This window comes from Chitinivibrionia bacterium (assembly GCA_009779925.1).
GTDB lineage: Bacteria > Fibrobacterota > Chitinivibrionia > Chitinivibrionales > Chitinivibrionaceae > WRFX01.
The window spans coordinates 1-13,407 of record WRAZ01000049.1 but is presented as its reverse complement, the minus strand read 5'-3'; the positions used below and the strand labels follow the sequence as shown (position 1 = coordinate 13,407).

Sequence of the window (13,407 nt, the reverse complement as noted above, 5' to 3'; positions counted from 1 at the left end):
TCCGAGCCACGAGGTTATAGCCAAAACCTATTTTACCGAAAATAAACGAGAAAGGAGTATGCCTAACCGTTAGACATACATTTTCTCATTTTCTCGTAAAATTGAATACTGGCTATATTCGTGGCAGAGAAAATGAAAAATTCATTTTTTGTATCAAAGAACAGAGAGAAAATAATATTTATTTGAGAGCGGAGTGGGGGATTATTTTGTTTTTTCAGAATTTTCATATAACATCTTGACAAAGGATTTGGAAATATAGTATATTACTGTTATAGTGCTTATACTAACAAGCATAGTATCCAGCACTTAAAAATGTGTTAAAGAAGTTCGGCTCAAGCAGTCGAACTTCGTTTTTTTAGAAATATCCACTGCAATTTTCTACTATTTGTTTTAATTTTTCGTTGCTTTTCAGCATACCGAAAACGTCTTTTATTTCTTTTTCAAAATTTTGCGATAATTTTTCAGAAATACCTTTCAGTAAATATTGCATAATCAGTATTGCAGAATATAACTTGTTCTTGTTTTCATTGTTTATTGCCAACGCAGGACCGTTTTTCAATGCTCTTTCAAGTTTGTAATCAAACATTACGCCGCTGTGTGCCGCCATATTTCTTATGTTTCTCGTTGCCCTGATATAACAGAGCATAACGTTTTCGTTTCTTATATTGTATTTGTCGGCAATATCTGCTTTTATCTCATTGCAAAATAAGGATTGATAAGTGCTTATTGCATTTCCGAAAGTTACGTATTAAAACATTTTCCACGCAGGGGCATATTTGTCGTTGATGTATTTTTTATGATGTCGCTGTATAATTTTTTGATTTTTTCTTATTTCGTTATATATTTTTCCGTCGAAATTATCTATATAACTTTTTGTCATAATTTTATGGTCTATAAACCAAGTGGGGTTGTCTTTGTAGTAATTCGAGACAAAATAAACCAATTTTGTCCTGAAATTTACTTCTATATAATTTATATATTTAGACAAAATAGTTCTTAAAGCAAAATCAAATTCATACAAAATGACTATTTCTGAAAATTTTGTCCCTTGTTTGTATTGGTGGCTTCGGTTTTCTGTTGTCGGATATGTTTCCTCAAACGGAAAAGCGTAAAATCCCAAGCGGTAATAACCGACATCCAAAAGAATGTTTTCTATGTCTTCTATCGGCATATCTAATTCGCAGCCCCTGTTTTTGTATAATTCTATTTGTTCGTCCAAAGTTGTCGCTTTTTTCACGATTTTTCCTTAATTTATAATGAAATTTTTGTGTTTTTTTTGCATTCTTTGTTTTATTGTTTTGTTATGAGAATGCGTCTTTTCTGTTTTGAAATTCGTCTTTCAATAATTTATAATAAACGCTGTCCAAAAGCGCATTCCACGACGCTTCTATAATATTGGTGGAAACGCCGATTGTTCCCCACGAATTTACGCCGTCCGTCGATTCGATAAGCACCCGCACAACCGCTTCCGTTCCTGCGCTTCCTTCCAAAACACGCACCTTAAAATCCGTTAATTTAATGTCTTTAATTGACGGATACAATTCGCCGAGCGCTTTCGTAAGAGCATTGTCCAACGCATTTACAGGACCGTCGCCTTTTGCTTCCGTTCGGATTTTCGTATTTTTTGCAGCGATTTTTACTCTCGCAGAAGTATATGTCCCAAAATCAGCGTCGTTTTCTTCGACAACCGTAAACGATTGCGCCTGAAACGGCGGCTCAAAATCGCCCATTTCTTTACGGATAAGCAATTCCAGCGTTCCTTGCGCCATCTCAAAATGATAGCCTTTTGCTTCCATTTCTTTAACTTTTGCCAAAACAGAATTAACTATCGGGTCGTTTTTGTCGATATTTTTGTTCAGAATTCCTTTAAGAATTTCCAAAATCGTGCCGCGCCCCGCTTGGTCGCTAACAACAAAATTGCGCGAATTTCCGACCGATTCGGGCGAAATATGCTCAAACGAAACCGAATTTTTACGAACGCCGTCCGCGTGCGCCCCCGCCTTATGCGCAAAAGCGTTATCGCCGACGTATGGCAAATTTGCGCCGTGTCCAAGATTAGCAATATCCGAAACCGCAACGGAAAGTTCTTTCAGTTTCTTCAGATTTTCGGCGGGAATAAGGTTTAGCCCCATTTTTACCTGCGCCGACGGAATAATCGTACATAAATTTGCGTTTCCGCAACGCTCGCCCATTCCGTTTATAGTTCCCTGAACGTGCGTGGCGCCAAGTTGCAACGCCAAAAGCGAATTTGCTTCGGCACAGCCCGTATCATTATGAAAATGAACGCCCAAATCCGCTTTTATTTTTTGCTTCACGCTCTCAAATATTCGTATAAATTCGCTCGGTAAAATTCCGCCGTTGGTATCGCACAAAACCAAGCAGGAAGCCCCCGCCTGCGTTGCCGCTTCAAGCGCTTTTATCGCATATTCGGGGTCGTCCTTGTAGCCGTCAAAAAAGTGTTCCGCGTCAAAAATAACTTCGTCTTTGTATTGCAAAAGATATTCGATACTCTCGGCAATCATATCCAAATTTTCCTGCGGAGTGCAACGAATAACCTCGACCGCGTGAAGTTTCCACGATTTTCCGTAAATGGTGCAAATTCCCGTGTCCGCCGCCACCAAATCGCCGATAAACGGGTCTTCGTCAATATTGGTTTTAGGATGTTTGGTAGAGCCGAAAGCCGCAATTTTGGATTTTATATTAAGTTTTTTAATTTCGCGATAAAACGCCGTGTCAATCTGATTGGTAGGATTGGGCCAGCCGCCCTCAATATAATCAACGCCGAAATCGTTTAGTCGCTCGGCGATTTTCAGTTTATCCGAAAGCGACAAGCCAACGCCCGCCGCCTGATTTCCGTCGCGTAGCGTGGTGTCGTAAACTTTTATGCTTTCACTCATTTTTTGTCCTTTTATTTAATTTTCGTCAGTAAAATAATATTTGCCGCCAACCACCGCCGCAAAAAAAACACCTCGCTAAAAAAAAGCACAGTCGATTTTCGAGGCAAAACCTACTAAGCGACTGCGCTATTGGCAAAAACTTGCCTTTCTGTTTAACCGATTGCTCGGTTGGGATAAATGCCTATTCAAACGTATTGCCGAAAATCGACTATTCGGCTTTCTTTTGAGTTGCGGGAAACACCACACGGAAGCCGTTGTTGTTCCACCTGTTCTCAGGATTGTTGTTGTTGCGATTGGCAACCCTACAATTCTCAGCGTTGTTGTTCCAACTGCCGCCGCGTATTACGCGGTTAGAGCCCTCGGCAATATATCCTTATTTTGACTGCACGGGCGACCGAGGACGGTCGCCCCTACGATTTTCCTCCTTAAATTATATGTATCTGCAAACTCAACAAAGGCGAAAAGCGGTTTTATATGCGCGCAATATTCCTCTTGCGACCAAATGCCTTTTGCTAATTTTTGCTCGTAATATTTGTATTTTTTCGTAAATAATCGCGCTCTGTTTATTGCCTCGTATTGCCCTTTGCCTATGCGGGTGGCAAAACTGTCTTCTATTTGTTGTTTCTCAAAATAATAATGGCAGACGTTTATTATGGCGTGATGCAAAACTCTTTCCGAAAAACTTGCCGCGCAAATTGTGCGCTCTTTGGGGTCATAAACCTTAAAATAATGATAATTTCCGACATCTACTTTTCCTGATATTATTTCGTTATGTAATTTTTTTATGTTTTCATCAAATTTTTTGCGATATTCTATAACTTCGTCTTTTAAGTCTTTGCCTTTGCGGGCTTTGTAAAACGCAAGATGTAAGTTGTTTATGTCAGCAATTTGTTCTATTAGAAAGCCTGCGCGTTTCATTAAAACAACTCCTGTTGGGCATGTTGTAGGGGCGGGGTTTGCCCGCCCAAATTGTCGTTTGTTTGTGTTTTTGGGCAGGCAGACCCCGCCCCTACGTTGTTTATTTCGTTGTTTAAGGGCAAAAAATGTTTTGCCCCTACATTATCCGCATACTTCTCCAGTAAAACTTTTCCGTATTTTTCGGCTTTGTTTTTGCTTATCCCTTTAATTTCAATTATATTTTTTTCGTCGGGGAGGTCTAATTTGGCTATTTCGGCGAGTTCATAATCGTTAAAAACGGTATAGGGCGGAACTGCCGCATTTTTTGCTAGTTCTTTGCGGATTTCTTTGTATTTTTCAAATTTTTGGTATTGTTTCTCGTCTAATATTTTGTGGTAATCGGGCTTTTCGCCGCCTGTAAATGTATTTTCGCTTTGGCGTAGTTTTGTTGTGCCGTAGTCTAAATAGCCAACGCAAAAAGCCCAATAAGCCGCGCCGCCGTCTATTTGATAAAACTTTTTTTCTATATCCACAATGTTATGCGACAAAACAAATTTATCCATTTCGTCAAGTTGAACGCCTTCACTTGGGCGACAAGAAACTACAAAAGTTTTATATTTCATAAAATACTCCTTAAAAAAACACTCAAAAAAAATTGTCGGCAAAGCCGACTTTCCAAAAACCGCCCTTACGGGCGGGGGCGGTTTAGCGCAATGAGGTCTCAGCGGCTCACGCTCGCAGAGCCCACATAACGCCAAACCGATTTTTCAACTCAAAAGAAAGCCGAATTGCATTCGGCAATACGTTTAAATTGCGGGAAACACCACACGGAAGCCGAAGTAGTTCCACCTGTAATCAGGAAAGTAGCTGTAGCGAGAGGCAACCCTACAAAGCTCAGCGAAGATGAACCAACTGCCGCCGCGCAGCACGCGGTTAGAGCCCGTAATAGGTCCGGTAGGATCTACCACAGAAGCCGTTCCAAAATTGCTCCACCAATCACTAGTCCACTCCCAAACATTACCGCTCATATCATAAATTCCCAATTCGTTAGGCTTCAACAAGCCAACCGGTTGCGTACCCTCTGTCGGAATATTCTCCCAAAACCAACCGACTTCGCTCAAATTATTGCTACCGCTGTAAATAAAGCCTTGACTTCTGTTGCCACCGCGAGCTGCAAATTCCCATTCAGCTTCCGTAGGTAAACGTCCGCCGACTGCCTCAGCAAAGGCTACTGCATTAAACCAATTTACACTTTCCACAGGATTGTTGGGGTTGCCGCTGAAAAAAGATGGATTTGTTCCAATTACCGCTTGATATTGCGCCTGTGTTATTGGATATTTACTTATCCAAAAGCCTTGTGTCAGCATTACTTGACGTTCGACTTCTCCCCAACCATTTACATTTGGCCAAATATTGGCGATTTCTCTGTCGCCCATAGTAAATGTTCCAGCCGAAACAAAGGCAACTTCTATTGAAGTGCCGCCTGCGGTTATTGTTTTGGTGGCGCCGTCTTGTAAGCCACCGCCTCCTCCTCCGCCCGACGTGGAATTACCATCGTCTGAACAACCTAACAAAAACAACAGCGAAATAAACAATATCCCGCTCAACAAATGTTTAAACATAAACACTCCTATTAAAAAAAATTTGATAAAAACAATGATTTATTGAACGAGAAATTCTCGCCCGCAAAAGAAATATATTTCTTGATGTAATTAGTCGCCGAAGACCGAAGACCGAAGACCGAAGACCGAAGACCGAAGACCGAAGACCGAAGACCGAAGACCGAAGACCGAAGACCGAAGACCGAAGACCGAAGACCGAAGTTGTTAAATTCTGAAAATGGCTCGAATATAGACATAAAATACGTTTTCGCCAACGCAAAAGTCAAGTGTTTAGTAGTGTTTTGCCAATTTTTCCGCATTTTTTTCGCCCATTTTTTCTTGTTTTTTTCAAAGCAAAATGAAACTTCTCCGCAACAGAATTTTCGTTTTACAACCTTGTTTACTGATGTAAAATAATACTTGCCCGTGATGGAATGATAAGATTTTTTATTTTTTGTGAAAACTTGGTAAAAAAGCGGAATAGTAATTCTGTTTTGTTTATACAACGTTTCCGCTTCTATTATCTTCTCATAAACTCGTCCTATATAAAGCAACATTCTAAGCGGCAAGCGCTTTTATCTCCTCTAACGCCGAATTTATGTCCTCGCCGAACGCAATAATACCCTCGTCGTGTCCGAGCATTACCATAATTCCGTGAGGCGCGCCGATTTTTTTTACCTCGTCCATAACCGCAATCGCCATTTGCGGCGTTCCGTAAGGGATATTCTCGGCGGTGAAATGGAAATCGCCTGTTTTCATAAAGTCAAATAATTTTCGACTGTGAATATGCAGAACACAGTTAATTTTATCATTAGCCGAATAAACCGCGCCGTGGGTCATTGACTCCGAACTTGCCGAAATTGCGCCCTTTGACCAAACTGTGTTTTTTTCGATGTCGAATTTTTCGACAAGACACAGTTCTTTTCGCGACAGATTTTTTATTTCACCCGTCGCCGAGCCTGTAATTACAAATTCGTTGGCAGACGTGCGAAAACTGCAATTTCCGAAACCTATTCCGTTATCATAAACGCCGACAAAACCGAGTGTATATAGGTAATCGCGCGCGCGTATAAGTTCGTCAGCGAGTGGTGAAAACGGTAAATCGATAGCGTTTTCGTGTTGCGCTTTGTATTTTATGTAGCCTTCGTCCATAGTGTTGTTCGGCAAAACATTTTTCTCTTTTATTTGCCCAAGTTGTTTTGCGTTTTGCGAAGTAATAACTTTTCCGCCTTGTTGTTCAATTTCCAAACGGGCATTTTTAGCCACTGCTGCGCCTTTGTAGGCAACAGAAGCGCTTTCTTGTAAATTTTGCGGGTTATTTTTTGCTGACAATTCGGTCGTAGTTGCCTCTGCCAACATATTTATAATCAATTCTAAATTCGTCATATTGTCTCGCAGGTTTTCTTTTTTCAGATTTTTATGATTTTTGTATTGCTTGGTAGTCATTCCGCTCCAAGTTTTAGTCATTAAATCTGTCAAAAAAGCGTATTCTTCACCTTGCTTTACGCCTGATTTATCCCATTCGTCCGTTAATGCTTTGCGAACCTCAATAGATTTTATACGCTGATTTATCCAATTTTCCGAATAACCTAATTTGCGGTAATTTTGAATTGCGCGGTCAATAGAAAGTTCGGGGTCTATTGCTTCGTCAATTCTTTCCCTGCCGACTTTTGCAAGCCACATCTTGAACGGCTCGGCTTTTTTGCTGGGAATAGATTGTATTAAGCGCAAAATTTGTTCTGTGTCGGCGACATCTGTAAGGTATTTTTTGCCGTCAGCGGCTTCCAATTTCAGTTGTTGACAATTTGTCAACAACTCACTTGCGCCCTCTTCTTTTAGCCGCTGTTTAAGTTTTCCCCAATAGAAAGTCGCTCCACGCTGTGTAGGCTGTTCCGTTAAAATCCCCACAACATCGACTACCGAAAACCACCATTTACCCTGCTCTTCGTCCCAAATCGAACGAACATTATGTTTTTCAAATGCCTGTAATTTATTTTCCATATTATCTACCCTTTTTTTCCTGTCTTTAATGGCACAAAAATACCATTTGCCGATTGGTGCGAAACAGAATAATTTCAAAAATAAGAAAGCACACGATTTTTGAAAACCTTCCCACTTTAGTTAAGGCAAATATTTGCTACACCAACTCCCCAACCAACGTCATTCCCGTGCTTTTTACTATTTTCACCTTAGCAATTTTTCCGCCCAAATCATCATCACTGTCCACCAGAATTCGCTTTGCGCCGAAGTCTTGACCTACCCACGAATTTGCGCCTTTTTTGCTCTGCGACATCGTAAAAAGCACTTCAAATTCTCGCCCGACCATTGTCGAATAGATGTCTTTTACGATGTTATTTTGAAGTTCCACGAGTTTTGCAAGACGGGCGGATTTCTCTTTTACGGGGATTTGGTTCGGCGATTTTGCCGCTTCCGTGCCTTCTCTTGCGGAATATGCAAACATAAAAGCATTCAAAAAGCGTACTTCTTCAAAAAGCGAAAGCGTTTCTTCAAATTGCTCTTGCGTTTCATTCGGAAAGCCGACCATTACGTCTGTTGTTATGTCGCAGGCGGGGATTATTTCGCGTATCATAGCAATTTTTTCGAGATATTGTTCGCGGGTGTATTTTCGGTTCATTTTTTCTAAGACTTCGCTGTTGCCTGCCTGAACGGGTAAGTGAATATGCTTGCAAATATTGGAAGTTTCGGCTATAACTTCCACAAGTTTTCGGCTTATGTCTTTGGGGTGCGAAGTCATAAAGCGCAGACGTTTCAGGTTTGGCGTTTGGGCGACTTTTGTCAGCAAATCTGCAAAATCAAGATTTTCGTCATTATCGAAATATGAATTTACGTTTTGCCCCAAAAGCGTTATTTCACTCGCGCCGCTCTCAACCATTTTTTTTGCTTGCGCCAAAATTTCCAACGATTTTACCGAATGTTCGCGCCCGCGTACGTACGGGACTATACAATAAGTGCAGAAATTGTCGCAACCGCGAGTGATAGGCAAAAGCGAACTCCATTCGGATTTAATATTTTGCAATCCTGCCTCAAAACTTCCGAGCGGTAAAAGATATTCGTCAATTTTTTCCTCTATAAATTCTATTTCTGTCGCGCCTATAAGTTTAGTTATTTTGGGAATTTTTTTAGGCAATATTTCTCTGCCGCTCTCTGCCGCGCAACCTATAACCCAAAGAAGCGAGCCCTTTTTTTTGAGCGCGGCGTATTCTCTTATTTGCGCAACCGCCTTGTTTTCTGCTTTTTCGCGAACTGTGCAGGTATTAACGATTACAACATCGGCGTCCGCGACGTTTTGCGCCGCAGAAAATCCGCGGGCAATAAGCAGATTTGTGATAAATTCGGAGTCCGCGCTGTTCATTTGGCAACCGAACGATTTCAAAAAATATTTATGCGTCATCTTTGTTCTCTCTTAAAATTTTTTCGGCGATTTTTGTAAATTTTTCGGGCAAAACTACCGCGCTTCCCGTATTTTTATCGACCGCGACAACTTTCGCCACACCTCGCGTAAGAAGTTTCCCGTCCTGATTAAAGATTTCCGCCTTAAACGCCACCTGAAACGAGCCGACGCTTTCCAATTCCGTTTGCACTGTCAAATAATCGCCGTATTTTGCGGGAAAGCGATACTGTATTTTAATTTCCGTAACCGCAAAAATAATTCCGTCCGCGTGATAATCGTCCAAATCAATGTGGTGCTCGCGAAGATACTCCGTACGTCCGCGTTCCATATATCTCAGGTAATTTGCGTGATAAACAACGCCGCTTAAATCGGTGTCTTCGTAGTAAATTCTGACATTAACTATACTCATTGCTAAGTTTCCTCCAAATTGTCGAGCGGCTTATTCCCAAGATTTTAACCGCTTTCGTGTAATTATTTTTACATTTTTTCAATACAAATTTAATATACGCCGTTTCGACATCGCTTAAAGTAAGCGTAGAATTTACGCAGAATTCATCGCCGTCGCCGGTTTGGTTTTCCTCGGTATTTTTATTATGCTCGTTCTCAAATTTCGGCAAATAATCGAGCGGCTCGTCGTTGTATTCTATTAAGCCTTTTTTGTCGAGGTATTTTTTTTCAATATCTTTTTGCAGGTATTCGGGCAAATCTTCAAACAAAATTATGCCGTTTTCATTAACGACGGCGGCGTGTTCTATAATATTTTTTAATTCTCGGATATTTCCCGGATAATCATACGCCACAAAAGCAAACTGAGCGTCGTTCGAAAATCCGCTAAATCGCTTATTTAGTACTTGCGCCTGTTGCTCTATAAAAAGCGTTATCAAATACGGAATACTATCTTTTCGCTCCCGAAGCGGCGGCAAAGTTATCGAAAAAACGTTGAGCCGATAATACAAATCCTCGCGAAATTTTTCTTCTTCTATCAGTGTTTTCAGGTTTTTGTTGGTCGCGGCGATTATCCTGCAATCCGATTTTCTGTCAAAGGTATCCCCTACCCTGCGAAATGTTTTTTCTTGAATAAAACGCAGAAGTTTTACCTGACAATTAAGCGGCAAGTCGGCGATTTCGTCCAAAAAAAGCGTTCCGCCGTCCGCTTCTTCCACCACGCCTGCCTTATCTGATATTGCTCCCGTAAACGCGCCTCTTTTATGCCCGAACAGCTCGCTTTCAAATAAATTTTCGGGAATTGCGCCGCAGTTTATCGCAATAAATTTTCCTTCATATTTAGATAATTTATGTATTATTTGGGAGAAATATTCCTTACCCGTTCCGTTTTCACCGAGCATTACAATGTTTGCCGACGACGGCGCAACTTTTATGCAAAGCTTAACAACTTTTTGCATTGCAAGACTGCTTCCGGTCATCTCAAAAAGCGTTTTGTAATCATTTTCTCGATTTTTTTCATCCGAATACGCCATTTTTATATCCCCAAATTGTATATTTGTATTAAAATTTTAAGGTAAAATTACTATTTTGAGGATAGCAAATGTCAAAACTTATAGCTTTTTGTACGATTTTTCTTGTAATTGCAGGTATTTTCACGGCGATATTCTTTATAAGCGTCCCAAAATCGTTGAAAATAATGAAAGCAGGGATAGTCGAAGCAGGGCAAAAAAACGGAATTATCATTGAAATTCGCAATTCGAGGGCTAAATTCCCGAACAAAATTGAGTTCAGCGATATACAAATCAGTGATTTTTCGCAAAACTTTAACGCGACGATAAAATCTTGCCGTATTGATTTTTATTTCGGCGGATATATCAGAGCCGTTTTGAGAAGAATTACAATGGGCGAAACAATTCACTTGCAGAACTTTTCACAAATTGCAATTTTGCAAGGGATAGACCTGAAAATCGCTGAAAACCAAATTTTTACCAAAGCGCAAGGCAATATATTTTTTGAGACGCAAAAATACGAAATTACGGCAAATAATTTTAATGATTTCGGTTTTGAAATAAAAAATTTCAGCGCCTGCGGAGAACTTATCGACAGTGCGCTTATCAGTATAAATTCTAATTTTCAGATACCCGATAACGGCGAAATCGATATTAACGGGTTCCTTTTTTTCGACAGTCTTCTAATTTTCCAAAACCCAGAAATTGAAATAAGAGGTATTGAAATCGGCAATTTATTTCCGGATTTGAATGTTTCGGGAACTTTGGCGGCAGAAATAACCCCTTACGCTGACGAATTTACTTTAAATGCGGAATTTCTTCAAAATATAAAAAATATTGAGGCAAGCGCTTCGGTTTCCATAAACAATTTCAGAGACAGCGGAAACAGGTTTACCAAGCAAATTTTGTCAGCATTGGCATTTGTCGGAATAAACAGTTTGGATTTTGCCAATGTGTCGGCAGACATCAAATATTCGCCGTCAAAAATCGTTATTAACGACTTTATGGCAGACAATTTTCGCTTCGCAATTCTAGCTGATGGGCGTTTTTATCCTAAAAGTTCAGAGTATCGATTCTCGGCAGGCATTCGGTTTTCGCCTGCTATGAGGTCAATAATCGAAAGAGGAATTTGGGAAGCGATGACTCCTGACATTCCGCAAAATGAAGGAAGATTTTTAGGCGCATCCGTCTCGGGCAAAGGTGAAAACATCTCTATTTCGTTCGATGACCAAACTTTCAGAAGAGGGATAAATACACTTTTATCGTCAATTAGAGATATTTTTCGGTAATTGTTATAAACAATATATTATTTTATTACAATAACTTTATAAAACGGAGGTTTTTAATGGATTGGGAAGAAGTAAAAAAGAACGTGCAAAAAGGCGCGGAAATCGCCGCAGAAAAAGTTTCGCAATATTCACGCATAGCGAAGCTCAAAATGGACCAACTTATTCTTAAAAGAAGAGTTGAGAAAAATTATATTTCCGCGGGCTTGCGCGCGTACGAATATGTGAAAGACAGCAAAGAGGAAGCAATTCCCGCATCTTTGATTGACGAATTCGTACAGGAAATTGACAAATCGGTGGCAGAAATCGAGGACTTGGACAGAGAAATTGAGAAAATAAAAGAAGAAGCAAAGAAAGATAAAGACGATGCTGCCGGCGAAGTCAAGTAGAAAGTAGCAGGCATTTAGTTTGAGTGGTAAATTTCCGAAAATAATTTTTCTTCACAATAAAAAAACAAAGTGGGGCAGCTTAATTTTACGAGCGCTCATTTTGTTATTTTCCATTGTGATTATCGCTTTCGTTGTAATAGGGATTTATATTTTCAAGGAATATAGAGAATTGCCCGGAATTTTGTCGCAAAGAATAGAGATAACGCAGGATAGAAACAATTTTTTATCCGACGCAATAGAACGGTTAAAGAAAAACATTAACGACAATGATGCTTTGGAAGAAAGATTAGAGCAATATTCCCAACTTTTGCATCCCCTACGTTCAGCTAAAATGAAGGATTTGGAAAATTCTGTGATAATGAAGTTTTCGGTCTGCGGTCTTTTGGAATATTCTAATTCAATTTTGGAATATTTTGCCGAAATAGCCGATAATGTTTCTACGCAAAACAATATTTTCAGAAATTACCCATTGATTTTTCCATTTATGCAAAATGCAAGAATTGTTTTAAAGAGAGCGTTCAGCGCCGAAGAAGACCAGCTATGCCCTTTTACGGGAGCAATGCGAACTCATCTCGGAGTTGACCTTGCCGCCGAACTTAATACGCCAATATACGCCCCTGCCGACGGAGTGGTTTCTGCTGTGCGAGACGATATATATTTCGGCAGAACTTTACGAATAAGGCACGCTAATAATTACGAGACCTTTTATGCGCACTTAGGTCTTATTTTAGTAAGAGCCGGACAAAATGTAAGTCGCGGAACACAAATAGGCACAGTAGGTCAAAGCGGTTGGACAACAGGTCCTCACCTACATTTTTCCATAATAAGAAACGGAGTTTACGTTGACCCGCTACTATATAATTTTACTTTGCTTTATGGCAATTAACAGCGCTGTTTTTGCCTTTGTCGAAAACGAGACAGCGCCGCAAAGACCGCATAATTTTCGCAGAGAAAGAGGCAGAGCCGATACGCAATCGCCTTTTACAATCGGAATTCAAAGCGATTTGCTGACAAAAAGGCAACAGCTAATTTTGGGAATAGTTGTTTTAAACCAAAGATTTCACACGTTTCGAGAAGAGGGATACGCGCATTTACTTCGAGAACTTTTAAGAATTACGGAATTTAGTAGCGAAGAGGCAATACAAATAATAAATCAATATATGAACAATCCGGAAAAATGGCAGGCAGATTTATCGGAAATACGAGAAACCTTGCTTGCGACAGGAACAAATAATGACGAATAAATATACAAAACCAAAAGAAAAAATAATTCTTCGCGAATACGATGAAAAACTCGTTTCCAAAGTTGAAAGCGCGCTGAACGTATCGACAATGTTCGCTCAAATACTTGTGGGGCGAGGACTTGCCGACTTTGAACAGAGCAAAGATTTTTTTAATCCCGCCCTCGAAAACTTACACGACCCTTTTTTGTTTGAGCAAATGAACGCCGCCATTCAGCGTATAATTATGG

General features: G+C 40.1%; 16 protein-coding genes and 1 pseudogene. 5 read left to right on the top strand and 12 right to left on the bottom strand.

Annotated features, from left to right (window positions below; translation table 11 throughout):
• Nucleotides 1–355: 355 nt before the first annotated feature.
• From FWE23_10355 to FWE23_10300, 12 genes and pseudogenes are all read right to left on the bottom strand, one after another.
• Entirely contained in the window at nt 356–646 is a 291-nt protein-coding gene (locus tag FWE23_10355) for a hypothetical protein (GenBank protein ID MCL2845829.1), read from the bottom strand.
• Nucleotides 647–748: 102 nt separating this feature from the next.
• Entirely contained in the window at nt 749–1,237 is a 489-nt protein-coding gene (locus FWE23_10350; protein MCL2845828.1) for an Abi family protein, read from the bottom strand.
• Between the two features lie 64 nt (nt 1,238–1,301).
• Entirely contained in the window at nt 1,302–2,897 is a 1,596-nt protein-coding gene (gene cimA, locus FWE23_10345) for a citramalate synthase (GenBank protein MCL2845827.1), read from the bottom strand.
• 208 nt (nt 2,898–3,105) lie between these two features.
• Entirely contained in the window at nt 3,106–3,240 is a 135-nt protein-coding gene (locus tag FWE23_10340; protein ID MCL2845826.1) for a hypothetical protein, read from the bottom strand.
• On the bottom strand, nt 3,240–3,815 hold the full coding sequence (locus FWE23_10335; protein MCL2845825.1) for a hypothetical protein: 576 nt from the start codon (nt 3,813–3,815) through the stop codon (nt 3,240–3,242). The genes FWE23_10340 and FWE23_10335 overlap by 1 nt, the downstream gene beginning before the upstream one ends.
• A complete protein-coding gene (locus FWE23_10330; GenBank protein MCL2845824.1) occupies nt 3,815–4,417 on the bottom strand; it encodes an HRDC domain-containing protein in 603 nt (200 codons plus the stop codon). Before FWE23_10330 ends, FWE23_10335 begins: the two co-directional genes overlap by 1 nt.
• A gap of 183 nt (nt 4,418–4,600) precedes the next feature.
• Entirely contained in the window at nt 4,601–5,416 is an 816-nt protein-coding gene (locus tag FWE23_10325; GenBank protein ID MCL2845823.1) for a formylglycine-generating enzyme family protein, read from the bottom strand.
• 537 nt (nt 5,417–5,953) lie between these two features.
• Nucleotides 5,954–6,547, bottom strand: coding sequence for a class II aldolase/adducin family protein (locus FWE23_10320; protein MCL2845822.1), 594 nt, complete (start codon nt 6,545–6,547; stop codon nt 5,954–5,956).
• 24 nt (nt 6,548–6,571) lie between these two features.
• Nucleotides 6,572–7,396: pseudogene (locus FWE23_10315) on the bottom strand (Bro-N domain-containing protein).
• Between the two features lie 136 nt (nt 7,397–7,532).
• The gene (miaB, locus tag FWE23_10310; protein ID MCL2845821.1) at nt 7,533–8,807 is read right to left on the bottom strand and encodes a tRNA (N6-isopentenyl adenosine(37)-C2)-methylthiotransferase MiaB; all 1,275 of its coding nucleotides are present in this window, start codon (nt 8,805–8,807) and stop codon (nt 7,533–7,535) included.
• Entirely contained in the window at nt 8,797–9,216 is a 420-nt protein-coding gene (locus FWE23_10305) for a YbgC/FadM family acyl-CoA thioesterase (GenBank protein ID MCL2845820.1), read from the bottom strand. The genes miaB and FWE23_10305 overlap by 11 nt, the downstream gene beginning before the upstream one ends.
• Nucleotides 9,203–10,285, bottom strand: coding sequence for a sigma 54-interacting transcriptional regulator (locus FWE23_10300; GenBank protein ID MCL2845819.1), 1,083 nt, complete (start codon nt 10,283–10,285; stop codon nt 9,203–9,205). The genes FWE23_10305 and FWE23_10300 overlap by 14 nt, the downstream gene beginning before the upstream one ends.
• Nucleotides 10,286–10,353: 68 nt before the next feature.
• Between FWE23_10300 and FWE23_10295 the strand changes: the two genes are divergently transcribed.
• The 5 genes from FWE23_10295 to FWE23_10275 form a co-directional block, all read left to right on the top strand.
• Nucleotides 10,354–11,550 (top strand): hypothetical protein, encoded by a 1,197-nt coding sequence (locus FWE23_10295; protein ID MCL2845818.1) that lies wholly within the window; start codon nt 10,354–10,356, stop codon nt 11,548–11,550.
• 56 nt (nt 11,551–11,606) lie between these two features.
• On the top strand, nt 11,607–11,936 hold the full coding sequence (locus FWE23_10290) for a hypothetical protein (GenBank protein MCL2845817.1): 330 nt from the start codon (nt 11,607–11,609) through the stop codon (nt 11,934–11,936).
• A 100-nt stretch (nt 11,937–12,036) separates the two neighbouring features.
• A complete protein-coding gene (locus tag FWE23_10285) occupies nt 12,037–12,822 on the top strand; it encodes a M23 family metallopeptidase (GenBank protein MCL2845816.1) in 786 nt (261 codons plus the stop codon).
• A complete protein-coding gene (locus FWE23_10280) occupies nt 12,779–13,180 on the top strand; it encodes a hypothetical protein (protein ID MCL2845815.1) in 402 nt (133 codons plus the stop codon). The genes FWE23_10285 and FWE23_10280 overlap by 44 nt, the downstream gene beginning before the upstream one ends.
• The coding region (locus tag FWE23_10275) for a hypothetical protein (protein MCL2845814.1) at nt 13,170–13,407 on the top strand (238 nt) is incomplete at its 3' end. The genes FWE23_10280 and FWE23_10275, both read left to right, overlap by 11 nt.